The organism is Streptomyces sp. NPDC028910 (assembly GCF_055564955.1).
This window is the reverse complement of the sequence record NZ_JBVHVF010000001.1, coordinates 352,172-374,444: the sequence shown is the minus strand read 5'-3', so window position 1 is coordinate 374,444 and position 22,273 is coordinate 352,172. Positions and strand designations below refer to the sequence as shown.

General features: G+C 70.6%; 23 protein-coding genes and 4 tRNA genes. 20 read left to right on the top strand and 7 right to left on the bottom strand.

What is annotated here, in order from left to right:
- Positions 1 to 25: 25 nt before the first annotated feature.
- The 5 genes from ACZ4TV_RS01760 (at position 26) to ACZ4TV_RS01740 (ending at position 5,201) form a co-directional block, all read left to right on the top strand.
- The gene (locus ACZ4TV_RS01760; RefSeq protein WP_468129906.1) at positions 26 to 1,579 is read left to right on the top strand and encodes a complex I subunit 4 family protein; all 1,554 of its coding nucleotides are present in this window, start codon (positions 26 to 28) and stop codon (positions 1,577 to 1,579) included.
- Positions 1,576 to 3,135 carry an NADH-quinone oxidoreductase subunit N gene (locus ACZ4TV_RS01755; RefSeq protein WP_468129539.1) on the top strand — a complete coding sequence of 520 codons (1,560 nt, stop codon included), beginning with the start codon at positions 1,576 to 1,578 and terminating at the stop codon, positions 3,133 to 3,135. The genes ACZ4TV_RS01760 and ACZ4TV_RS01755 overlap by 4 nt, the downstream gene beginning before the upstream one ends.
- A 200-nt stretch (positions 3,136 to 3,335) precedes the next feature.
- Positions 3,336 to 4,199, top strand: a complete 864-nt coding sequence (gene htpX, locus ACZ4TV_RS01750; protein WP_468129904.1) for a zinc metalloprotease HtpX — start codon at positions 3,336 to 3,338, stop codon at positions 4,197 to 4,199.
- The gene (locus ACZ4TV_RS01745) at positions 4,196 to 4,588 is read left to right on the top strand and encodes a YccF domain-containing protein (RefSeq protein WP_468129537.1); all 393 of its coding nucleotides are present in this window, start codon (positions 4,196 to 4,198) and stop codon (positions 4,586 to 4,588) included. Before htpX ends, ACZ4TV_RS01745 begins: the two co-directional genes overlap by 4 nt.
- A gap of 88 nt (positions 4,589 to 4,676) precedes the next feature.
- The gene (locus ACZ4TV_RS01740) at positions 4,677 to 5,201 is read left to right on the top strand and encodes an SMI1/KNR4 family protein (protein WP_468129535.1); all 525 of its coding nucleotides are present in this window, start codon (positions 4,677 to 4,679) and stop codon (positions 5,199 to 5,201) included.
- Here the strand turns inward: ACZ4TV_RS01740 and ACZ4TV_RS01735 are convergent.
- From ACZ4TV_RS01735 to ACZ4TV_RS01725, 3 genes are all read right to left on the bottom strand, one after another.
- Positions 5,185 to 6,420, bottom strand: a complete 1,236-nt coding sequence (locus ACZ4TV_RS01735) for an APC family permease (protein ID WP_468129533.1) — start codon at positions 6,418 to 6,420, stop codon at positions 5,185 to 5,187. The genes ACZ4TV_RS01740 and ACZ4TV_RS01735 overlap by 17 nt on opposite strands.
- Positions 6,421 to 6,438: 18 nt before the next feature.
- On the bottom strand, positions 6,439 to 7,866 hold the full coding sequence (locus ACZ4TV_RS01730; protein WP_468129531.1) for a SulP family inorganic anion transporter: 1,428 nt from the start codon (positions 7,864 to 7,866) through the stop codon (positions 6,439 to 6,441).
- Between the two features lie 195 nt (positions 7,867 to 8,061).
- Positions 8,062 to 8,550: a YajQ family cyclic di-GMP-binding protein gene (locus tag ACZ4TV_RS01725; protein WP_030009008.1), complete on the bottom strand. Its 489-nt coding sequence runs from the start codon at positions 8,548 to 8,550 to the stop codon at positions 8,062 to 8,064.
- Positions 8,551 to 8,750: 200 nt separating this feature from the next.
- Between ACZ4TV_RS01725 and ACZ4TV_RS01720 the strand changes: the two genes are divergently transcribed.
- Both ACZ4TV_RS01720 and ACZ4TV_RS01715 read left to right on the top strand, forming a co-directional pair.
- Positions 8,751 to 8,832, top strand: a tRNA-Tyr gene (locus tag ACZ4TV_RS01720).
- A 412-nt stretch (positions 8,833 to 9,244) separates the two neighbouring features.
- A complete protein-coding gene (locus ACZ4TV_RS01715) occupies positions 9,245 to 9,685 on the top strand; it encodes a DUF3574 domain-containing protein (RefSeq protein ID WP_468129529.1) in 441 nt (146 codons plus the stop codon).
- A gap of 24 nt (positions 9,686 to 9,709) precedes the next feature.
- Here ACZ4TV_RS01715 and ACZ4TV_RS01710 read toward each other — a convergent pair whose 3' ends face one another.
- Both ACZ4TV_RS01710 and ACZ4TV_RS01705 read right to left on the bottom strand, forming a co-directional pair.
- Positions 9,710 to 10,366, bottom strand: a complete 657-nt coding sequence (locus ACZ4TV_RS01710) for an SDR family oxidoreductase (RefSeq protein WP_468129527.1) — start codon at positions 10,364 to 10,366, stop codon at positions 9,710 to 9,712.
- 53 nt (positions 10,367 to 10,419) lie between these two features.
- A complete protein-coding gene (locus ACZ4TV_RS01705) occupies positions 10,420 to 11,688 on the bottom strand; it encodes an amidohydrolase family protein (protein WP_468129525.1) in 1,269 nt (422 codons plus the stop codon).
- A gap of 364 nt (positions 11,689 to 12,052) precedes the next feature.
- On the opposite strand from ACZ4TV_RS01705, the gene ACZ4TV_RS01700 reads away from it, so the two are divergent.
- The 7 genes from ACZ4TV_RS01700 (at position 12,053) to ACZ4TV_RS01670 (ending at position 15,538) form a co-directional block, all read left to right on the top strand.
- A tRNA-Thr gene (locus ACZ4TV_RS01700) sits at positions 12,053 to 12,125 on the top strand.
- Between the two features lie 48 nt (positions 12,126 to 12,173).
- Positions 12,174 to 12,246, top strand: a tRNA-Met gene (locus tag ACZ4TV_RS01695).
- An 88-nt stretch (positions 12,247 to 12,334) separates the two neighbouring features.
- Positions 12,335 to 12,499, top strand: a complete 165-nt coding sequence (rpmG, locus tag ACZ4TV_RS01690; RefSeq protein WP_003956487.1) for a 50S ribosomal protein L33 — start codon at positions 12,335 to 12,337, stop codon at positions 12,497 to 12,499.
- A 159-nt stretch (positions 12,500 to 12,658) separates the two neighbouring features.
- Positions 12,659 to 13,111, top strand: coding sequence for an FAS1-like dehydratase domain-containing protein (locus tag ACZ4TV_RS01685; RefSeq protein ID WP_468129523.1), 453 nt, complete (start codon positions 12,659 to 12,661; stop codon positions 13,109 to 13,111).
- 1 nt (position 13,112) lies between these two features.
- A complete protein-coding gene (locus tag ACZ4TV_RS01680; protein WP_468129521.1) occupies positions 13,113 to 13,541 on the top strand; it encodes a MaoC family dehydratase in 429 nt (142 codons plus the stop codon).
- Between the two features lie 448 nt (positions 13,542 to 13,989).
- The gene (locus ACZ4TV_RS01675; protein ID WP_468129902.1) at positions 13,990 to 15,105 is read left to right on the top strand and encodes a UDP-N-acetylmuramate dehydrogenase; all 1,116 of its coding nucleotides are present in this window, start codon (positions 13,990 to 13,992) and stop codon (positions 15,103 to 15,105) included.
- Positions 15,106 to 15,121: 16 nt separating this feature from the next.
- Positions 15,122 to 15,538 carry a hypothetical protein gene (locus tag ACZ4TV_RS01670; protein WP_362395262.1) on the top strand — a complete coding sequence of 139 codons (417 nt, stop codon included), beginning with the start codon at positions 15,122 to 15,124 and terminating at the stop codon, positions 15,536 to 15,538.
- Here the strand turns inward: ACZ4TV_RS01670 and ACZ4TV_RS01665 are convergent.
- Both ACZ4TV_RS01665 and ACZ4TV_RS01660 read right to left on the bottom strand, forming a co-directional pair.
- A complete protein-coding gene (locus tag ACZ4TV_RS01665; protein ID WP_468129519.1) occupies positions 15,528 to 16,547 on the bottom strand; it encodes an adenosine deaminase in 1,020 nt (339 codons plus the stop codon). The two genes, ACZ4TV_RS01670 and ACZ4TV_RS01665, sit on opposite strands and share 11 nt — an antisense overlap.
- Before the next feature lie 283 nt (positions 16,548 to 16,830).
- A complete protein-coding gene (locus ACZ4TV_RS01660; RefSeq protein ID WP_468129517.1) occupies positions 16,831 to 18,057 on the bottom strand; it encodes a pyridoxal phosphate-dependent aminotransferase in 1,227 nt (408 codons plus the stop codon).
- A 193-nt stretch (positions 18,058 to 18,250) separates the two neighbouring features.
- Between ACZ4TV_RS01660 and ACZ4TV_RS01655 the strand changes: the two genes are divergently transcribed.
- The 6 genes from ACZ4TV_RS01655 to ACZ4TV_RS01630 all read left to right on the top strand — a co-directional run bounded on the left by ACZ4TV_RS01655 (position 18,251) and on the right by ACZ4TV_RS01630 (position 22,222).
- Positions 18,251 to 18,323, top strand: a tRNA-Trp gene (locus ACZ4TV_RS01655).
- Positions 18,324 to 18,429: 106 nt separating this feature from the next.
- A complete protein-coding gene (gene secE, locus ACZ4TV_RS01650; RefSeq protein ID WP_030825982.1) occupies positions 18,430 to 18,711 on the top strand; it encodes a preprotein translocase subunit SecE in 282 nt (93 codons plus the stop codon).
- Between the two features lie 84 nt (positions 18,712 to 18,795).
- Positions 18,796 to 19,731, top strand: coding sequence for a transcription termination/antitermination protein NusG (gene nusG / locus ACZ4TV_RS01645; protein ID WP_468129514.1), 936 nt, complete (start codon positions 18,796 to 18,798; stop codon positions 19,729 to 19,731).
- Positions 19,732 to 19,915: 184 nt separating this feature from the next.
- Positions 19,916 to 20,350, top strand: a complete 435-nt coding sequence (gene rplK / locus ACZ4TV_RS01640) for a 50S ribosomal protein L11 (RefSeq protein ID WP_468129512.1) — start codon at positions 19,916 to 19,918, stop codon at positions 20,348 to 20,350.
- 89 nt (positions 20,351 to 20,439) lie between these two features.
- Positions 20,440 to 21,168 (top strand): 50S ribosomal protein L1, encoded by a 729-nt coding sequence (gene rplA, locus ACZ4TV_RS01635; protein WP_468129510.1) that lies wholly within the window; start codon positions 20,440 to 20,442, stop codon positions 21,166 to 21,168.
- A gap of 202 nt (positions 21,169 to 21,370) precedes the next feature.
- Positions 21,371 to 22,222 (top strand): SCO4651 family lipoprotein, encoded by an 852-nt coding sequence (locus ACZ4TV_RS01630; protein WP_468129508.1) that lies wholly within the window; start codon positions 21,371 to 21,373, stop codon positions 22,220 to 22,222.
- Positions 22,223 to 22,273: the final 51 nt, after the last annotated feature.

Below are 22,273 nucleotides of genomic sequence, written 5' to 3'. Positions count from 1 at the left end.
CGTGATTGATATCAGCCCGTCCGTGATGCAGTTCCTTCTGGCGTTCATCGTGGCCGCACCGCTCCTCGGCGCCGCCGCGGCCCTCCTGCCGGCCCCGCCCGGCCTCAAGGGCCGCAGCCCCGAACAGGCCGTGCTGCGCCACGGCGTGACCGTGACCGGCGTGATCCTCGCCGCGGCGATCGCCCTCGCCCTGGGCTTCGACCACGACGCCCCGTCCCGCTTCCAGGCGACGACGGACATCAGCTGGATCCAGGCGCTGAACGTCCGGATCCACCTCGGCATCGACGGCATCTCGCTCCCCCTCCTCCTGATGACCGCGCTGCTGTTCTTCCTCTGCGCGCTCTACAGCTACTTCAAGCTCCCCGACGGCCCCTCCCCGCAGGCCTTCGTCGCGCTGCTCCTCGTACTCGAGTCCGGCACCCTCGCCACCTTCGCCGTCCTCGACCTGCTGCTCTTCTTCCTCGCCTTCGAGATGGTCCTCATCCCGATGTACTTCCTCATCGCCCGCTGGGGCGGTGCTCAGCGGCAGGCCGCCGCCTGGAAGTTCATCCTCTACACCCTCCTCGGCTCCGTCGTCATGCTGCTCGGTCTGCTGCTCATCGGACTGAAGAGCGGCACTTTCGACATGGTGGCACTCGCCACTGACAACGGCCGCGAACTGACCCACACCACCCAGCTGCTGGCCGTTCTCGCCATCGGAATCGGCCTCGCCGTGAAGACCCCCATGTGGCCGCTGCACAGCTGGCTGCCGGACGCGCACACGGCCGCGCCCACCGTCGGCTCCGTCCTGCTGGCCGGTGTCCTGCTCAAGATGGGCACGTACGGGTTCGTCCGGATCCTGCTCCCCGTCACCCCCGACGGCATGCAGACCTTCGCCCCCTACCTGGGCGCCTTCGCCGCCATCGGCATCGTCTACGGATCGCTCGCCTGCCTCGCGCTGGCCCGCAAGGGGAACAAGGGCGACCTCAAGCGCCTCATCGCGTACTCCTCCGTCGGCCACATGGGCTTCGTCCTCCTCGGCATCGCGTCCATGACCCCCACCGGAGTGAACGGCGCGCTCTTCGCCAACATCGCCCACGGCCTGATCACCGGCCTCCTCTTCTTCCTCGTCGGCGCCCTCAAGGACCGCTACGGCACCGCCGACCTCGACACCCTCGCCGGGGCGACCGGCGCCGCCCTCTACGGCCGCGCCCCCCGCTTCGGCGCCTTCCTCGCCTTCGGCGCCGTCGCCTCCCTCGGCCTCCCGGGCCTGGCCGGCTTCTGGGGCGAGATGCTGGCCCTCTTCGGCGCCTTCGACCCCGCCGAGGGCCTGTCCCGCCCCGCGTTCCTCACGTACACGGCCGTCGGCGCGTTCGGCACCCTGCTCACCGCCGCCTACCTGCTGATCGTCGTACGGCGCGTCTGCATGGGAGACCCCGAAGCCGGTCCCAAGCTCGCCGTCGCCGACATCCAGCGCTACGAGTTCGCCGCCTGGACCCCGCTCGTCGCCCTCACCGTCCTCGCCGGCCTGTGGCCCGCGGTCCTCCTCGGCCTCACCGACCCGGCCGTTCAGAAGCTCCTCGCAGGAGGCAACTCATGACGGCCCTGACGGTCCTCTCCGCCGAGACCCCCAGCCTGGTCCAGTCCGTCGACTGGCTCGCCATCGCGCCCGTGGTGATCACCGCCACCGTCGGCCTGGTCGTCCTGATCGCCGACCTCTTCATGCCCGAGCGCCACAAGCCCGTCCTCGGCTGGATCTCCGTGGCCGGCCTGGCCGCCGCGACCGCCACCCTGCTGCCGCTGCGCGCCGGCGACCGCACCACCTTCTGCCTCATCGGCGACCCGGCGGCCTGCAGCTACGCCGCCGACCACTTCACGCTCGTCGTCCAGTTCCTGGTGCTGGCCGGCGCCCTGGTCACCGCCCTGCTGTCGGTCACCGCGGTCCGCGACACGCGCATGCCCGCCGGCGAGTACTGGTTCCTGCTGCTCTCCTCCGCCGCCGGCGCGGCCCTGCTGCCCGCCTCCCGCGACCTCGCCACCCTGATCGTCGCCCTCGAGGTCGCCTCGCTGCCCGCCTTCGCCCTCGTCGGCATGCGCCGCGGCGACCGGCTCTCCTCCGAGGCCGCCCTCAAGTTCTTCCTCTCCTCCGTCACCGCCACCGCCGTGTCGCTGATGGGCGTCAGCTTCGTCTACGGCGCCACCGGCTCCCTGCACCTCACCCAGGTCGCCGACCGTCTCGAAGAGGTCCCCGGGCAGCTCGACACCCTCGCCATGGCCGGCGTCGCGCTCACCCTCGTCGGCTTCGCCTTCAAGACAGCGGCCGTCCCCTTCCACTTCTGGGTCCCCGACACCTACGTCGGCGCCCCCCTGCCCATCGCCGGCTACCTCTCGGTGATCGGCAAGGCCGTCGGTTTCACCGGCCTCATCCTCGTCACGGTGATCGCCTTCCCGGCGTACTCCGAGATCTGGGGCCCGGCCCTCGCCGTCCTCGCCGCGCTCACCATGACCCTGGGCAACGCCGCCGCGCTGCGCCAGTCCGCGGACCGGCCGAACAGTGCCGTACGGCTCCTCGCGTGGTCCTCGGTCGGCCAGGCCGGCTACCTGCTGGTCCCGATCGCCGCCGCCGCGTACGCCGAACGCGACCAGATCGGCTCCACCGTCGCCTACGCCCTGATGTACGCCGCCGTGAACCTCGGCGCCTTCGCCGTGGCCGCCCTCGTGGCCCGCACCAAGCCGCTCCACCGGATCAGCGACTACCGCGGCCTCTACGCCGAGCGCCCGCTCGCCGCCCTCTCGCTGGCCTTCTTCCTGCTCTGCCTGGCAGGCCTGCCGCCGGGCATCATCGGACTCTTCGCCAAGGTCGCCGTCTTCCGGTCCGCGGTCGACGCGGGCCTGGGCTGGCTGGCCGTGGTCATGGCGGTCAACGTCGTCGTCGCCCTGTACTACTACCTGCGGTGGACGGCCCTGCTCTTCCGCGTGCCCGAAGGCATCGAGGGCGCGACCGCTGCCGCTGCCGCTACCGCGACCGAGGCCCGTGCGAAGACCCCCTGGCCGGTGGCGGCGGCGATCGTCGTCACCGCGATCACGGCCGTCGTCCTCTCGGGCGCCCCGCAGCTGGTCCTGCGCGTCGCGTCGGGCAGCCTCTTCGCCCAATAGCCCGTACGAATCACCCGTACGGAGTAGCGCTCGCCGCCGCCCCGCCGCCCCCGGGAAGGGGCGGCGGCAGGCGGTCGCCCCCACGCGCCCTGGGAACCGGACGCCCTCACCTCGCGTTGACCAGGAAGGGAGGGTCCACTGGACCGTAGACCCTCGGATCCATGACGGGCTCCCCTGCCGCACCACAAGGAGGGCGCACCGTGCACCGCCGGCACAACGGGCTCAAGACCGCCGTACTCCTCGGCGGGCTGTCCGCACTCATCATCCTCATCGGAAGCTTCTTCGGACGGGGCGGCCTGATCATCGCCGTCCTCATCGCCCTCGGGACGAATGCCTACGCGTACTGGAACAGCGACAAGCTGGCTCTACGCGCGATGCGCGCCCGCCCCGTCAGCGAGTTCGAGGCCCCCCAGCTCTACCGCATGGTGCGCGAGCTCTCCACGTCCGCGCGCCAGCCCATGCCACGGCTCTACATCTCGCCCACCGAGGCCCCCAACGCCTTCGCCACCGGCCGCAACCCGCGCAACGCCGCGGTCTGCTGCACCGAGGGCATCCTGCGCATACTCGACGAACGGGAGCTGCGCGGGGTCATCGGCCACGAGCTCAGTCACGTCTACAACCGCGACATCCTGATCTCGTCGGTCGCCGGAGCGCTCGCCTCGGTGATCATGTTCCTGGTGAACTTCGCCTGGCTGATCCCGATCGGCCGATCGGACGACGACGAGGGACCCGGCCTCTTCGGCATGCTGTTGATCATGATCCTGGGCCCGCTGGCCGCCTCCGTGATCCAGCTGGCCATCAGCCGCTCGCGCGAGTACGAGGCCGACGCGTCCGGCGCCCAGCTCACCGGCGACCCACTCGCCCTGGCCAGCGCCCTGCGCAAGCTCGACGCGGGCACCAAGCAGCTCCCGCTGCCGCCGGAGCCCCGGCTGGAAACGGCGAGCCACATGATGATCGCCAACCCGTTCCGTCCGGGCCAGGGGCTTTCTAAGATGTTCTCCACACACCCTCCGATGGCCGAGCGCATCGCCCGGCTCGAACAGATGGCAGGCCGCCGGCAGTGAAGACAATCCTGAACGTCATTTGGCTCATCCTCAGCGGGATCTGGCTGTTCCTGGGCTACCTCCTCGCAGGCGTGCTGCTCTGCGTCACCATCATCGGCATCCCCTTCGGCATCGCGGCCTTCCGCATCGCGGTGTACGCCCTCTGGCCCTTCGGCTACACCACGGTCGAGCGCCGCGACGCGGGCGCCGGGTCCGCCATCGGCAACGTCCTGTGGCTGATCCTGGCGGGCTGGTGGCTCGCCCTGAGCCACATCTTCACCGGCATCGCGCTCTGCATCACGCTCATCGGCATCCCCTTCGGCATCGCCAACTTCAAGATGGTCCCGCTCGCCCTGCTCCCGCTGGGCCGCGAAATCGTCCCGACGGACGCCCCGTTCGCCTCTCGGTGACCCAGGACCTCACTGCCACCCATCCGACCGGTGGCTGAGTTATCCACAGGCAGAGCGGGCTGTCAGTGGGGTGCGTCACCATGAACGCATGGACGAGATCGAGCAGTTGCTGGAGCAAGTCGCAGAGCGCGTACGCAACTCCGCGCGCGGGCAGGGAAAGCCCCCGCCCGCGCCGCTGGGCACGTGGGAGATCGCCCGGGCCGAGGGCATACTCGGCTTCGCGCTGCCGCCGCTGCTCGCCGCGCTCCACACCCGCGTCGGCGACGGCGGATACGGCCCGGGGAGCGGCCTGCTGCCCCTGCGTCAGGCCGTCCGGACGTACGAGGCACAGCGCGGGTCGGGGTGGCGCTGGCCCGAGGGCGTGCTGCCGATAGCCGACTTCGGCTGCGCCATGTACGCCTGCGTGGACTGTCGCTCCGATTCCGCTCAGATCCTGCTGTTCGACCCGAATCCGGGGGAGCCGGACCTCGCCTGGTCCATCGACACCCCGAGCCTCGCGGGCTGGCTGCGCGGCTGGCTCGACGGCACCGCCTGGTTCTGCGAGGAATCAGCCCTGGGGGAGGAGTGCGACCTGGAGCTGGCGCCCTGGGCCGAGTTCAGATCCCGGATCTGAGCCGGCTCCGCACCCCGTAGGCCAGCGCGCCCACCGCCAGCACCGCCGCCCCCGCCACCGCGGATCCAAGGGGCAGCGTGCACGCCAGCACCACACAGCCGGACAACCCGACCGCTGCCACGGCCCGACCCTTGACAACTGAATCGAGAGTCCACGCCGAGGCGTTCGCGATCGCGTAGTAGGCGAGCACGCCGAAGGAGGAGAAACCGATCGCGTCCCGCAGATCGGCGGTGGCCGCGAGCACCGCCACGACCGCACCCACTGCCAGCTCGGCATGGTGCGGCACCTGACGCCGGGGATGTACGGCGGCCAGCGCGCGGGGGAGATGGCCGTCCCGGGCCATCGCCAGCGTGGTCCGCGAAACCCCCAGCACCAGGGCAAGCAGCGAGCCCAGCGCGGCGAGGGCCGCGCCCACCCGGACGACCGGGGTCAGTTCGGGCCACCCGGCAGCCCGGACCGCGTCGGCGAGCGGGGCCGACGACTGCGCCAGCCCGTCGGCGCCGAGCACCGACAGCGCCGCCACCGCCACCGCGGCGTACACCAGCAGGGCGATCCCCAGGGCGAGCGGCACCGCCCGCGGGATCGTCCGTTCCGGGTCACGCACCTCCTCGCCCAGGGTGGTGATCCGCGCGTAGCCCGCGAACGCGAAGAACAGCAGACCGGCGCCCTGCAACAGCCCCACGGCGCCCCAGTCCGCGCCGCTCAGCCGCCCCGGTTCGGCCGCGCCGGAGGACAGGCACACCACGACCACCCCGGCCAGCACCGCCAGTACCGCCGCCACGATCAGCCGGGCGATCCCGGCGGACTTCTGCACGCCGCCGTAGCTCGCGGCGGTCAGCGCCACCACCGCCGCGACGGCCACGGCATGCTGCTGCCCGGGCCAGACGTACGCACCCACGGTGAGGGCCATCGCCGCACAGGAAGCGGTCTTGCCGATGACGAATCCCCAGCCGGCCAGGTACCCCCAGAAGGGCCCGAGCCGCTCGCGCCCGTAGAGGTACGTGCCGCCGGAGGACGGGTACCGGGCGGCGAGCCGCGCCGAGGAGTGCGCGTTGCAGTAGGCGACGACGGCCGCCAGGGCGAGAGCGGCGAGGAGTGCGCCGCCCGCCGCCCGCGCCGCCGGGGCGAGGGCGGCGAAAATACCGGCGCCGACCATCGCGCCGAGCCCGACGACGACGGCGTCGGTGACGCCCAGGGTGCGCTTCAGCTGTGGTTCCACGGGCGGAGGGTAGCCCGGCTAGATGACGCCTTCCCGGCCGGGGAGCGGCGTCCGGGTGCGCTCCCACCCCTCCAGGGCGGTCAGACAGGCGTGGTCGAGGTGGCGCAGCCCGCTCAGATCCAGCCGCACCGGCTGTCCGTGCGGCAGCGCGTCCAGTGCGTCGAGCAGTTTGGGCAGCCGCAGGAAGCTCGCGTTCCCCACGACCCGCACGCACAGCACCTCGCCCTCCCGCACCTCCTCGATGTGCACGTGGGAGGTCTCCCAGGCCGCCTTGGCGACAGCGAGCCCCAGCCCGATCAGCACCCCCTCGAAGAGATTGGTGACCACGATCGCGGAGGCCGTGGCCAGCAGCACCACCGCCTCGCCCCGGTGCGTCCGCCACAGCGCGGCCACCGCCCTGGCCGGCAGCAGCTTCCACCCCGCGTGCAGCAGTACCCCGGCCAGCGCGGCGAGCGGGACGCTCTCCAGCACCCGGGGGAACGCCACGGCGAAGAGCAGCAGCCAGCCGCCGTGCAGCACCCTGGCCGCCCGGGTGCGCGCTCCGGCCTCCACATTGGCGGCGCTGCGCACGATCACGGCGGTCATCGGCAGCGCCCCGAGCAGCCCGCACACGCTGTTGCCCACGCCCTGGGCGATGAGCTCCTGGTCGTACTCGGTCCGCGGCCCGTCGTGCATGCGGTCCACGGCGGCCGCGCTGAACAGCGTCTCGGCGGAAGCGATCAGCGCCAGCGCGACCACGGTCCCGACCGCGCCGACGGAGGCCAGCACACCGAAATCGCCCCAGGCGGGCGGGGACACGGCTTCCAGTACCCCCGTCACCCGCACCTTCTCGACGGGCAGCCGCAGCAGCGCGGCCGCGGCGGTGGCGGCGGCCACCCCGACGAGCGGCCCGGGCACGAGCCGCAGCCTGGCGGGCATCCGGCGCCAGGCGACCATGGCGGTGATGGTCCCGACCCCGAGCAGCACGGCGGACCAGTCGGCCTGCGCCCCCAGCTCGTGCACCCCGCGCAGCTTCGCCAAGGTCTGCCCCGGAGCCTCCATCCCGCCCAAGGCGTACAACTGCCCGGAGATCAGTACCAGCCCGATCCCGGCCAGCATCCCGTACACGACAGCCACGGAGATCGCCCGGAACCACCGCCCGAGCCGCAGCACCCCCATGCCCAGCTGCACCGCCCCCGCGGCCAGCACCAGCACCCCGAGCGCCGCCGGACCGTACGCCTGCACCGCCTCGTAGACGAGCACGGTGAGCCCGGCCGCGGGCCCGCTCACCTGGAGCGAGCTTCCCCGGAACCACCCGGTGACCAGCCCGCCGACCACCCCGGTGACGATCCCCAGCTCGGCCGGCACCCCGGAAGCGACCGCCACCCCCACGCACAGGGGTAAGGCGACCAGCGCGACGACGACGGACGCCCCGAAGTCTTCGCGAAACGTGCCGGCCCCAGGCATGCGAGAACCCCCCTGCCACGCGGTGATGTGATGCCCTCAGCGTGCTGGGCGCATTCATCGCCGCCTAGTGCACACAGGAGCCCGCGGTGGCGCGTGCGCCGCACACGCCCCGCACACACACCCCCCGCAACCGCCGCGGCCCGGCGGTCGGGGAAGACCGCCGGGCCGGCGTGGGAGGCAGGTCGCGGACCTGGGTCAGCGGTAGTTCACGAACTGGATCGCGAAGTCCAGGTCCTTGCCCTTGAGCAGCGCCTGGACCTCCTGCAGGTCGTCACGGCTCTTGGAGCTGACGCGCAGCTCCTCGCCCTGGACCTGAGCCTTGACACCCTTGGGACCCTCGTCCCGGATGATCTTCGCGACCTTCTTGGCGTTCTCCTGGGAGATGCCTTCCTCGATCGTGGCGAAGATCTTGTACTCCTTGCCGGACAGCTGCGGCTCGCCGGCGTCCAGCGCCTTGAGCGAGATACCGCGCTTGACCAGCTTGGTCTCGAAGACGTCGAGGACGGCCTTGACGCGCTCCTCGGAGTTCGCCTCCATCAGGATCTTCTCGCCGGACCAGGCGATCGTGGCGCCGGTGCCCTTGAAGTCGTAGCGCTGCGAGAGCTCCTTGGCGGCCTGGTTGAGGGCGTTGTCGACCTCCTGCCGCTCGACCTTCGAGACGATGTCGAAACTGGAGTCGGCCATGTGCTGTGGCTCCTTGAAGTCGGTTGTGATCACCCCGGAGGGCGCGGCCGGACATGCCCGGCCCGCTCCGCAAAGCCTAGCCACCACACCCACCCGCAGCGCTGATCAATCCGGTGGCGAAGCACCCTCGGTCATCAGGTATCGTTTACGTCGTTGCCACAGAGCGCCGCCCCAAAGCGGCCTCACCGGCGACATCCCATGGCGGTGTGCCCGAGTGGCCAATGGGAGCGGACTGTAAATCCGTCGGCTTAGCCTACCCAGGTTCGAATCCTGGCGCCGCCACGCGATGTGAGACCCCCGTTACTCGTAGCGGGGGTCTTCTCGCATGCTCCGATCGGACCTGCTCCGCATGCCACGCCGAGAGGACGGCCGGGCCGTCATCTCCGGGCTCTCCGCCAAGGCCCTCGTCGAGATCGCCCGCATCGAGCGCCGCGACCGCCGTGCTCGCCCCGCTCGACGAGCGCTTCCTCGCGCGCACCCTCAACGATCCGTACGCCTCGCCCCGCGATCCGTGGTGGCGTCGGCGGCTGGAGCATTCGTGAGCGCCGCCCGCCGCGCCCACGCGGCAGCGGCTCCGCCACGTCCGTCGCCGCGAAGCCCGCCGGGTCGCAAGGCTACGGCCGCGGCCGCCGTCCGTTCGAGGTCCGGGCCGGCAATGACCGCATCGTCAGGGGTTCCTGTTCGTTCACCGGGGGTGAAGTGGACATATGACACGCGGGGGAAGGTCGGCGGCGGGGTGCTCATCGCCCTGCTCGGCGCGGGAATTCCGGCTCTGATGGGGGCGGCGCTCCAGACAGACGTCGGAGAGCCGTACCAGGAGACCCGGCTGTACTTCGGCACCGAACGCGCCGATGGCCGGGGCCAGGTCGCCGAGCGGGAGTTCATGCGGTTCCTCGACCTGGAGATCACCCCCGCCTTCCCCGAGGGGCTGACCCTCCACGACGGGTACGGCCAGTGGCGCGGCCAGGACGGCAAGATCGTCCGCGAGGCCTCCTACGAAGTGGTCCTGCTGTACCCCGAGAAGGAGGCCGGCGAGCGCAGCGAGCGGATCGAGCGGATCCGGCAGGCGTACGAGGACCGGTACCAGCAGGATTCGGTCGGGCGGTCCGACGACAAGGTCAACGCGGGGTTCTGAGCCGCCGCACCGGGCGGGCGCCCGTCAGTTGCCCGCCACGGCCTTGACGGCCACGGCCACCGGGGCCGAACCGGAGATCAGCTCCAGGGTCAGGCCCGCCGTCGCCGGGGTCTCGATCAGCTCGGCCAGTACCGCCGCCACGTCGTCACGCGGGACGGCCCCGTTGCCCGTGTGCGCCTCCAGACGGACCAGGCCCGTCCCGGCGTCGTCGGTCAGCGAGCCCGGGCGCAGGACCGTCCACTCCAGGCCCAGCCGGGTCCGTACGTGGTCGTCGGCCTCGCCCTTGGCGCGCAGATAGGCGTCGAAGACGGCGTCGCCCTCGCGGTGCGCGTCCGCGCCCATTGAAGAGACCATCAGGAAGCGCCGCACACGGGCCCGCTCGGCGGCGTCGGCGAACAGCACCGCCGCGGCCCGGTCGACGGTGTCCTTGCGCGCGATACCGCTGCCGGGACCCGCGCCGGCCGCGAAGACGGCCACGTCCGCGCCCTGCAGGATCCCCGCCACGTGCTCCACCGAGGCCGTCTCCAGATCGCAGAGCACCGGCTCGGCGTCCGCCTCCCTGAGGTCGTTGCCCTGTGCCAGGTCGCGGATGATGCCCGCGACCTCGTACCCGCGCGCGGCGAGCAGGCGCTCCAGCCGCAGCGCGATCTGACCGTGTCCACCCGCGATGACGATGCGCATGTCCCGACCGTACGACGAGCCGGGCGCTCACGCCCGCGAACGCGAGACGAACTTCAGGGTCCGGGCTCCGTACGGCCCTGGCGCGGCAGGTCGAGAGCCACCGCGACGGCGGAGTCGCAGTATTCCCGTACGGCACTCGTACGGGCTACCACGCGCCCGCGGTGGATCACGATCCGGCTGTACGCGAGGGAGAGCACGCCCGCGATCCGCTCCCCGCGCACGGCGAGCAGCTCCGCCGGGAAACCGGCCTCCACCCGCACCTCCGGCAGGCCCATGGCCTCGCGGGCGCAGGCGCTGACCGTCGCGTAGGCCTCGCCCGGCCGGAGCCCGCCCTGGGAGGCGAGCAGGTACGCGGCCTCCAGCGGGTCGCCGCGGCCGACCGGGTTCCCGGCGTCCCGCAGCGCCCCGCTGCCGGCCGCGACCCGGACTCCGGCGCCCAGGAGCAGGCGTACGGGCGCGGTGCGCAGGCCGCGGCGTTCCAGGGCCGCGCAGTCGCCCTGGGGCAGGCAGGTCACCCGTACGCCGGCCGCGGCCAGCTGGTCGGCGGCGCGGCCCGCGGCGTCCAGCGGGAGCCGGGACAGACCGCCGCAGGGGCCGATGGTCACCCCGGGGCGAAGGCCGCCGGCCATCGCCGCGAGCCGGGAGAGGCGGGCCGGGTCGTCACCGTCCGTGTGCAGGTCCACGGGGCAGCCGTGCTCGTCGGCGACTTCCAGGACGGCTTCCAGGAAGCCCGTCGGATCCGGGTCCAGGTCCGGGCAGCCGCCGATCACGGAGGCGCCCATCTTGACCGCGTCCCGCAGCATCGCGAGCCCGTCCGCGCCGGCCACCCCGGTCAGCAGCCGGGGGACGGCCACGGCGGTGAGGTCGGTGAGCCCGCGCAGGGAACGGCGGGCCTGGAGCACGGCCTCCATGGGCCCGAGGCCGTGCACGTCCCCGATCCGTACGTGGGAGCGCACGGCGGTGGCGCCGTGGCCGAGCTGGAGCAGGGCCGCTTCGGTGGCCCGGCGCTGGACCTCGTCGGGGGTGGACGAGACGGGCCCCTCGCCGTCGGCGGTCAGCGCGGTGTCCCCGTGGGCGTGCGGCTCGGCGGGGGCGGGGAGCAGCAGGTAGCCGCTCAGGTCCACCCGGGAGAGCGCGGGCGAGGGGAGGCTGCCCGCGGTGCCGACGGCCTGGATCCGGCCGCCGCTGAGGCGGACGTCGACGGTACGGCCGTCGGTGAGGCGGGCTCCGGCGAGCAGCAGGGTGGTGGCCTCGGCTGCGGCCGCGTTGCCGTTGCCACTGCGGGGGGATTGGAACGGCTGCTGCGGCTGGCTGTCGGACATCGCGCTCCTGCGGTGGCTCGGGCGGTTCCTGGGCCGTGGCCGCGGCCCGCGGCCCAAGATCACGCAGCGTGCTCAGAGCCTAGGGTGCGGCGCACCCCGCTTCACGGAAGAGCGCAATAGTCGTACCGGTGTGGTGCCCTGCAGCCGCGCCAGCCACGGCCCACGACCGCCGTGGGTCGGATCGGCCTCGGTGGGAGTGTGAGCCTGCGCACTATTCGGCTGGGAAGTGGGACCTGAGTGACGCGTGAGTGGCGCGTGAGTGGGGCGTGAGTTGATCAAGGAGGGCTTCAGGAGCCCGTCCGAGGCCTGTCCCCGCAAAGGATTTGGGCGATCGGCGGGCAACCGTGTAATGTCTTCATCGCTCGCCCCAATAGCTCAGTCGGTAGAGCGTCTCCATGGTAAGGAGAAGGTCTGCGGTTCGATTCCGCATTGGGGCTCTGGTGAGAGAGGTTCCCCACCCTCGGGTGGGGAGCTGATCACATCAAAGCGGCGTAGCTCAGTCGGTAGAGCAAGCGGCTCATAATCGCTGTGTCACCGGTTCAAGTCCGGTCGCCGCTACACACAGTAGCCGATTGCGGGGTCGGTCTCCCGGTCGGCTACTCTTGTATGCGTTCATCCGTCCCAATTTCCGTCAAGGAGCACTCACGTGGCTGCCACCGACGTCCGCCCGAAGATCACGCTGGCCTGCGTGGAGTGCAAGGAGCGGAACTACATCACCAAGAAGAACCGGCGTAACAACCCGGACCGTCTTGAGATGAAGAAGCACTGCCCGCGTTGCAACTCGCACACCGCGCACCGCGAGACCCGCTGACCCCAGCGAAGTCTCGTATACAGGCACCGTCATGAGGTCGTCCCCTTCATTGGGGGCGGCCTTGTGTCGTTTCTGTGTCGGTCCCTGTCTTGGTTCTTGGTTCCTCGTTCCTCTCGTGTCTTTCGTCTTTCGTGTCCCTTCATCAGGAGGTAGTGAGTCATGGCTCTCGACCAGTCCTTCGTGGGGCGGAGCTACCCGCCCACCGATCCGTACGAGGTCGGCCGGGAGAAGATCCGCGAATTCGCGGTTGCGGTGGGTGACACCAATCCCGTCTACACCGACCCCGAAGCCGCCAAGTCGTACGGCTACTCCGATGTGATCGCTCCGCCGACTTTTGTGTTTGCCATCACTTTCAAGGCGGCCGGCCAGGTCGTCGAGGACCCGCAGTTGGGGCTGGACTACAGCCGGGTCGTGCACGGGGACCAGAAGTTCGCGTACTCCCGCCCGGTGCGTGCCGGTGACCGGCTCTCCGTGACCTCCACCATCGAGGCCGTCAAGTCGCTCGCGGGCAACGACATCATCGACATCCGCGGCGAGGTCCACGACGAGACCGGCGAGCACGTGGTGACGGCGTGGACGAAGCTCGTCTCCCGCGCCCCCGAGGAGGCCTGACATGACTGCGCAGATTCGTTACGACGATGTCGAGGTCGGCACCGAGCTGCCGGCGGCGTCCTTCCCTGTGACGCGGGCCACGCTGGTCCAGTACGCAGGTGCCTCGGGCGACTTCAACCCGATCCACTGGAACGAGAGGTTCGCCAAGGAGGTCGGACTGCCGGACGTGATCGCGCACGGCATGTTCACCATGGCCGAGGCGATCCGCGTGGTCACCAATTGGGTGGGCGACCCGGGTGCGGTGGTCGAGTACGGCGTGCGCTTCACCAAGCCCGTCGTGGTCCCGAACGATGACCAGGGCGGACTGATCGAAGTCACCGCCAAGGTCGCAGCGAAACTGGACGACAACCGCGTCCGGGTCGACCTGACGGCGATGAGCGGGGGCCAGAAGGTCCTGGGGATGTCCCGCGCGGTGGTCGAACTGGCGTGAGGGACGGTCCGGCGGGGGCTTCGTCGGGCCTGTTGTCCTGGGGCGGGATCAGGGAGGGTTTGGGGGTTTCCCGTCAGTCCCATCGTCTCTCCGTGTCGGGCCGGCCAGTAAAGGGCGCTCCTTCGTCGCGTCGCTGCGCGATGGCCTTCGGCCACCCTTGACAGGCCGTCCCGCCACGGACATACGAGGACAGCCGGGAAACCCCCAAAGGAACGGGCCGGGGGTTCCTTTTCAGGGACGGGGCGGTCGGCGGTGGACGGGTGGGGCGGGGGGCGCGTCCGATCGCTACGCGCTTCGCACGGCTTGGCGTCCGGCCGCCGTGTGGGGCTGGGCGTAGGCCGCCACGGATCGCTACGCGCTTCTCGACGACGGCGACCGACGGCCGTCTGGGGGTGGGAGTGGGCCGCCACCGATTGCTACGCCTCTCGTTGATGGCGCGGTCGGGCTACTGAGCCACGGTCCGTGGCCCCGCAGGGATGCGAGGGGTACGGACCGTACTCTTGTCCACGTGCAGGAACTCCACGATGCCCCCCTCGCCCCGCTGACCACCTTCCGCCTCGGTGGCCCCGCCGCCCGCCTGGTCATCGCGACCACCGACGCCGAAGTGGTCGACACCGTGCGCGCCGCGGACGAGAGCGGCACCCCGCTCCTGATCATCGGCGGCGGAAGCAACCTGGTCATCGGAGACAAGGGCTTCGACGGCACCGCCCTGCGCATCGCGACCACCGGCTTCGTCCTGGACGGCACCACCCTGGAGCTCGCGGCCGGCGAGAACTGGAGCGACGCCGTCGCCCGCACCGTCGAGGCCGGCCTCGCCGGAATCGAGTGCCTGGCCGGAATCCCCGGCTCGGCCGGCGCCACCCCCATCCAGAACGTGGGGGCGTACGGCCAGGAGGTCTGCGACACGATCACCGAGGTCGTCGCCTACGACCGCACCCGCGGCGAGACGGTCACGCTGAGCGCCGCCGAGTGCGCGTTCTCGTACCGCGACAGCCTCTTCAAGCACCGGCCCGAGCGGTACGTCGTCCTGCGCGTGCGCTTCGCCCTGGAGGACGCCGGGGGCATGTCCGCGCCGATCAAGTACCCGGAGACCGCCCGCGCCCTCGGCGTCGAGGCCGGTGACCGGGTGCCCGCCGCCACCGCCCGCGAGATCGTGTTGCGCCTGCGTGCCGGCAAGGGGATGGTCCTCGACCCCGCGGACCACGACACCTGGTCGGCCGGTTCCTTCTTCCACAACCCGATCCTGACCGACGAGGCGTACGCCGCTTTCCTCGGCCGCGTCCAGGACCGCCTCGGCCCCGACACCGCCCCGCCCGCGTACCCCGCCGGCGACGGCCGTACGAAGACCAGCGCGGCCTGGCTGATCGACAAGGCCGGTTTCACCAAGGGCTACGGCGCCGGCCCCGCGCGCATCTCCACCAAGCACACCCTCGCGCTGACGAACCGCGGCGAGGCCACCACCGAGGACCTCCTCGCCCTGGCCCGCGAGGTCGTCGCGGGCGTCCACGCGGCCTTCGGCGTCACCCTGGTCAACGAGCCGGTGACGGTCGGCGTCAGCATCTGAGGAGCGCCGGCCGCCCATGCTCTGTCCCCTGCACGGGGCCGGTACGGACCCCACCCGGCTCGTGGGTCGCACGCTCAGCAGAGTCGTCGCGTCCTGGCACATCAGCGACGGCGAACGCTCCGAGGCGCCCCTCGACGTCTGGCTGATCGACAGCGTCGGCGACTCCATCCGCATCACCACCGGGTCCGACCAGTGCCTCATCGTCGAGTCCGCCGCGCCGCACGAGCCGTACGACATGGGGGAGTGGGGCCGCATCGAGGTCGGCGAGGACCTCGGTGACCACCCCTTCCTGCGGCACCTCGGCGAGACCGTCGCCTCGGTCGCCGAGTTCGCGCTGCCCGAGCAGGGCCGCACCCACCTGGAGATCGGCTTTCCGGACGGTGGCCGGGTGCGGGCCGACTGCTACGAGGGGGACCTGCGGCTCACCCGGTGAGCCAGTGGTCGATCCCGGCCAGCAGCTTGGCCTGTACGTCGTCCGGCGCGGCCGAAGCGCGTACCGACTGCCGGGCCAGCTCGGCGAGCTCCGCGTCCGTGAAGGCGTGGTGGCGGCGGGCGATCTCGTACTGGGCCGCCAGCCGGGAACCGAAGAGGAGGGGGTCGTCGGCGCCGAGGGCCATGGGGACTCCGGCCTCGAAGAGGGTGCGCAGCGGGACGTCCTCGGGCCGTTCGTAGACGCCGAGGGCGACGTTGGAGGCCGGGCAGACCTCGCAGGTGACCTGCCGGTCGGCGAGGCGCTTGAGGAGGCGGGGGTCCTCCGCGGCCCGTACGCCGTGGCCGATGCGGGCGGCGTGCAGATCGTCGAGGCAGTCGCGGACCGAGGCCGGGCCGGTGAGCTCGCCGCCGTGCGGGGCCGCGAGGAGGCCGCCCTCGCGGGCGATGGCGAAGGCCCGGTCGAAGTCGCGGGCCATGCCGCGGCGCTCGTCGTTGGAGAGCCCGAAGCCGACGACGCCGCGGTCGGCGTAGCGGACGGCGAGGCGGGCGAGGGTGCGGGCGTCGAGGGGATGCTTCATGCGGTTGGCGGCGATGAGGACCCGCATGCCGAGGCCGGTCTCGCGGGAGGCCGCGTCCACGGCGTCGAGGATGATCTCGACGGCCGGGATCATCCCGCCGAGCAGGGGCGCGTACGAGGTGGGGTCGACCTGGATCTCCAGCCAGCCGCTGCCGTCCCGTACGTCCTCCTCCGCGGCCTCGCGCACCAGGCGGCGGATGTCGTCGGGCTCGCGCAGGCAGGAGCGGGCCGCGTCGTAGAGCCGCTGGAAGCGGAACCAGCCGCGCTCGTCGGTGGCGCGGAGCTTGGGGGGCTCGCCGGCGGTGAGGGCGTCGGGGAGGCGCACGCCGTACTTGTCGGCGAGCTCGAGGAGGGTCGATGGTCGCATCGAGCCGGTGAAGTGGAGGTGGAGGTGGGCCTTCGGCAGAAGCGTGAGATCGCGTGCGTGCTCCATTGGGTGATCCTGCCGTACCGCTGCGCTTGGCGGGAGGGGGTTTTACCGATCGGGGGCTTGCCCGAACGTGCGAGCGGGGTGTGTGCGCCCTGCGGGCCGGCTTCCTGGGGCTCCGCCCCAGACCCCGCGCCTCAAACGCCGGCGGGGCTGGATTGTGCCCGGCGGGGCTGAGAGAGCGGGGCTCCGCCCCAGACCCCGCGCCTCAAGCGCCGGCGGGGCTGGATGTGCCTGAGCGGCGCCTTCCCTTGGGGGAGGGCGCCGCTCAGGGCTTGGGTGTGGGGGGCTAGGACTTGGCCTCGGACAGGAGCTTCTGGATGCGGGAGACGCCCTCCACCAGGTCCTGGTCGCCCAGGGCGTAGGACAGGCGCAGGTAGCCGGGGGTGCCGAAGGCCTCGCCGGGGACGACCGCGACCTCCACCTCGTCCAGGATCAGGGCGGCGAGCTCTACGGAGGTCTGCGGGCGCTTGCCGCGGATCTCCTTGCCGAGGAGCGCCTTGACCGAGGGGTACACGTAGAACGCGCCCTCGGGGGTGGGGCAGATGACGCCCTCGATCTCGTTGAGCATCCGCACGATCGTCTGGCGGCGCCGGTCGAAGGCGCGCCCCATCTCCGCGACCGCGTCCAGGTTGCCCGAGACGGCCGCCAGCGCGGCCACCTGTGCCACGTTGCTCACGTTGGACGTGGCGTGCGACTGCAGGTTGGTCGCGGCCTTCACCACGTCCTTCGGGCCGATGATCCACCCCACGCGCCAGCCGGTCATCGCGTACGTCTTCGCGACACCGTTGACCACGATGCACTTGTCGCGCAGCTCGGGCAGGACCGCGGGGAGGGAGGCGGCGGACGCGTCGCCGTAGACCAGGTGCTCGTAGATCTCGTCCGTCAGCACCCACAGGCCGTGCTCGACGGCCCAGCGGCCGATCGCCTCGGTCTCCGCCTCGCTATAGACCGCGCCCGTCGGGTTGGACGGGGAGACGAAGAGGACGACCTTGGTGCGCGGGGTGCGCGCGGCCTCCAGCTGCTCGACGGAGACCCGGTAGCCGGTGGTCTCGTCGGCGACGACCTCGACCGGGACACCGCCGGCGAGACGGATGGACTCCGGGTAGGTGGTCCAGTACGGAGCCGGGACGATGACCTCGTCACCCGGGTCCAGGATGGCGGCGAAGGCCTCGTAGATCGCCTGCTTGCCACCGTTGGTCACCAGGACCTGCGACGCGTCCACCTCGTAGCCGGAGTCGCGCAGCGTCTTGGCGGCGATCGCGGCCTTCAGCTCGGGCAGGCCGCCGGCCGGCGTGTAGCGGTGGTACTTGGGGTTGCGGCAGGCCTCGACCGCGGCCTCGACGATGTAGTCCGGGGTCGGGAAGTCGGGCTCGCCGGCGCCGAAACCGATCACCGGGCGCCCGGCGGCCTTGAGGGCCTTGGCCTTGGCGTCGACGGCGAGGGTGGCGGACTCGGAAATGGCGCCGATACGGGCGGACACCCGGCGCTCGGAGGAAGGCGTGTCAGAGGTCATGCGGGCAATCGTCCCAGACGGCCAAGATGCGCCGCACAACGTTTCAGTTACCGGACCGGAGCATGGCGGGAAGGGTTCTGTTCGACGTCAGGGCGTGGTTCACGTACACTCACCTGTCGTTGGACCTCACCAGCCGCTCCAGAGCGTGAGCACTCCGTGCACTCGTGCGGATGCGGTAGGTTGGGGGACGCAAAGGGTCGTAGCTCAATTGGTAGAGCACTGGTCTCCAAAACCAGCGGTTGGGGGTTCGAGTCCCTCCGGCCCTGCTCCACACTCCTTCTCGGATGTGTGTGCGCAGGTACGTACTTAGATGCAACGCCGTGCGGCGCAACCGGGCGCGGTACGGCCACGACCCGGATTCAGGTGAGAGACGTGACGGACGCCCTGGGCTCCATCGACATGCCTGACGCCGAGGACGAGACGCGCGAGAAGAAGGCCCGCAAGGGCGGCAAGCGCGGCAAGAAGGGTCCTCTGGGCCGGCTCGCGCTTTTCTACCGCCAGATTGTCGCGGAACTCCGCAAGGTTGTTTGGCCCACTCGCAACCAGCTCACGACGTACACCACCGTGGTGATTGTCTTCGTCGTCATCATGATCGGTCTGGTGACCGTGATTGACTATGGGTTCCAGGAAGCCATCAAGTTCGTCTTCGGCTGATCCCCGCGGAGGGCGGCGCCTTGATGGGTGCCGCCCGTTTTCGCATGTTCCACCACCTTTTGTATCCAGGAAGAAGCAGCCACCGTGTCTGACCCGAACCTGAACGCGAGCCACGACTCCGTCGAGTCCGTCGAGGACGAGCTCGACATCGTCGAGGCGGCAGACGCTGTGGACCCCGACGAGGCTGAGCACGCCGACGCCAAGGCGGGTGTCGCCGCCGAGGAGGCCGCGCTGCACGTCGAGGACGAGAGCGCCGCTGACGCCGAGATCGAGGACGACGCCGAGGTCGAAGAGGCTGCCGACGACGCCGAGCCCGAAGGGGTCGACGAGGACGTCGAGACCGTCGAGGCCGAGGCCGGCGAGGAGGCCGAAGAGGCCGCTCCGGCCGAGCCCGCCGAGCCCGTCGACCCGATCCAGGCCCTGCGCGAGGAGCTGCGCCTGCTCCCCGGCGAGTGGTACGTGATCCACACCTACGCCGGCTACGAGAAGCGCGTGAAGGCCAACCTGGAGCAGCGCGCCGTCTCGCTGAACGTCGAGGAGTTCATCTACCAGGCCGAGGTGCCCGAGGAAGAGATCGTCCAGATCAAGAACGGCGAGCGCAAGAACGTCCGGCAGAACAAGCTGCCCGGCTACGTTCTCGTCCGCATGGATCTGACGAACGAGTCCTGGGGCGTCGTCCGCAACACCCCTGGCGTCACCGGCTTCGTCGGCAACGCGTACGACCCGTACCCGCTGACGCTTGACGAGATCGTCAAGATGCTCGCCCCGGAGGCGCAGGAGAAGGCCGCCAAGGCCGCCGCCGAAGAGGCCGGTCTGCCCGCGCCCGCCGTCAAGCGGACGATCGAGGTCCTGGACTTCGAGGTCGGCGACTCGGTCACCGTCACCGACGGCCCGTTCGCGACGCTGCAGGCGACCATCAACGAGATCAACCCCGACTCGAAGAAGGTCAAGGGCCTCGTCGAGATCTTCGGCCGCGAGACCCCGGTCGAGCTCAGCTTCGACCAGATCCAGAAGAACTGATCCACTTCGCGTGCATCGCGGCTTCTGAGCCACAGCTTCCGGACAGGTCAGATCGCCCCGCAAAGGGCGGTCTGACCTGCTCGGTTTTCAGCCCCGCACCGATACCCGTTATCGTGGTGCGGTATGCCTCCATCCGGATGACCGGTTGGCGGCGAAAAACTCTCACTAGGACCCGGAGAGAGCAATGCCTCCCAAGAAGAAGAAGATCACGGGGCTCATCAAGCTCCAGATCAAGGCCGGTGCGGCCAACCCGGCTCCGCCGGTCGGCCCCGCGCTCGGTCAGCACGGCGTCAACATCATGGAGTTCTGCAAGGCCTACAACGCCGCGACCGAGTCGCAGCGTGGCATGGTCGTGCCGGTGGAGATCACGGTCTACGAGGACCGTTCCTTCACCTTCATCACCAAGACCCCGCCGGCCGCGCGCCTCATCCTGAAGCACGCAGGCGTGGAGAAGGGCTCCGGCGAGCCCCACAAGACCAAGGTCGCCAAGCTCACGGCTGCCCAGGTCAAGGAGATCGCCGAGCTCAAGATGCCCGACCTGAACGCCAACGACATCGACGCCGCCGTGAAGATCATCTCCGGCACCGCGCGTTCGATGGGCATCACGGTCGAAGGCTGATCCAGCCACCCCCCAGCACCACCAGTGGTAGGACCAAGCGCTGGTCCGCACCACGACTCCACGCCTGAAGCCACAACACAGGAGCAGAAGTGAAGCGCAGCAAGACTCTCCGCGCTGCGGACGCCAAGGTCGACCGGGACAAGCTGTACGCCCCGCTCGAGGCCGTCCGTCTCGCCAAGGAGACCTCCGCGACCAAGTTCGACAGCACCGTCGAGGTCGCCTTCCGCCTGGGTGTCGACCCGCGCAAGGCCGACCAGATGGTGCGTGGCACCGTGAACCTCCCGCACGGCACCGGCAAGACCGCCCGGGTCCTGGTCTTCGCGACCGGTGACCGTGCTGCGGCCGCGGAAGCCGCCGGCGCCGACATTGTCGGCGACGACGAGCTGATCAACGAGATCGCCAAGGGCAACCGCCTCAACGAGTTCGACGCCGTTGTGGCCACCCCGGACCTCATGGGCAAGGTCGGCCGCCTCGGCCGCGTGCTCGGTCCCCGTGGCCTCATGCCGAACCCGAAGACCGGCACCGTCACGATGGACGTCGCGAAGGCTGTCACCGAGATCAAGGGTGGCAAGATCGAGTTCCGCGTCGACAAGCACTCGAACCTGCACTTCATCATCGGCAAGGTCTCCTTCTCCGATGAGCAGCTGGTCGAGAACTACGGCGCGGCCCTGGACGAGATCCTCCGTCTGAAGCCGTCCGCCGCGAAGGGCCGCTACATCAAGAAGGCCGCCCTGAGCACCACGATGGGCCCCGGCATCCAGCTGGACCAGAACCGCACCCGGAACCTCCTCGTCGAGGAAGACCCGGCTGCTGTCTGAGCCTGACGGCTCCGGGCCGCCCCGCGGCCCGCTGGTAGCACCTTGAACGGGCCCTCTTCCCCCTCTCCGGGGGAGGAGGGCCCGTTTTTTCGCGTGCTGTGCGAAAGCTGTGCGATTAGTGTCGGTGGCCGGACGTAGGGTCACTGTCGGGGCAAAACGCGCCGACACCGTCCGGCACACGGACACAACGGGTGGGGAAAGCATGAACACGTACCGCAAGAAGACCGTCGGCGCCGTCCTGGCCGCCGTCCTGCTCGCGGGGGGCGCCACGGCGTGCGAGGACGGCAAGGACTCCAAGAAGGACAGCGGCGCCGCGGCGGCGCCCTCCCAGGCCGCGGAGAAGCCGGCCGAGGTCACGCCGGCCGCGTACCTGGAGAAGACGAAGAAGAAGGCGGAGGAGATCACCTCCCTCCGCTACGCCATGTCGGGCGCGGCCTCCGGGCAGAACGTGTCCGGCGAGGTCGCCATGCGGATCAAGCCCACCGTGGCGATGTCGATGAAGATGGCCTCGCCCGAGACGCCGGGCGAGAGCGTGGAGATCCGCCTCCTCGACGGTGCCCTCTACCTGGGTTCCGAGAGCAAGTGGATGAAGTTCGACATCAAGAGCCTGGACCCGAAGGCGGCCCAGCAGCTGGACGCGCTCGGCGGGAGCCGGCAGGGCGAGAACCCGGGTGACAAGGCCGACGACCTGAGCGCCTCCAAGGACCTGAAGAAGGTCGGCGAGGAGACCGTCGACGGCCAGAAGACCACGCACCTGACCGGCACCGTCACGCTGGACCAGATGCGGGCCCACTCCGCGACGGGCACGCCCGAGACCAAGGAGCGCCAGGAGAAGAACCTGAAGGCGCTGGAGGCCCAGGGCATCAAGGACCTGACCATGGACATCTGGATCGACGAGAACGACCAGATGAAGCAGTTCCGCACCCGCGGCAACGGCACCTCGGGTCCGATGGACGTGACCATCAAGGTCCTGGAGATCAACAAGCCGGTCGAGGTCGCCGCGCCGCCGGCCGACCAGGTGATGGACATCGCCGAGCTGTCCCAGCAGGGCTGAGACGGGTCCGAGGCGATTTGCCTCGACTGGACCCCTTCACGTACGCTTCCC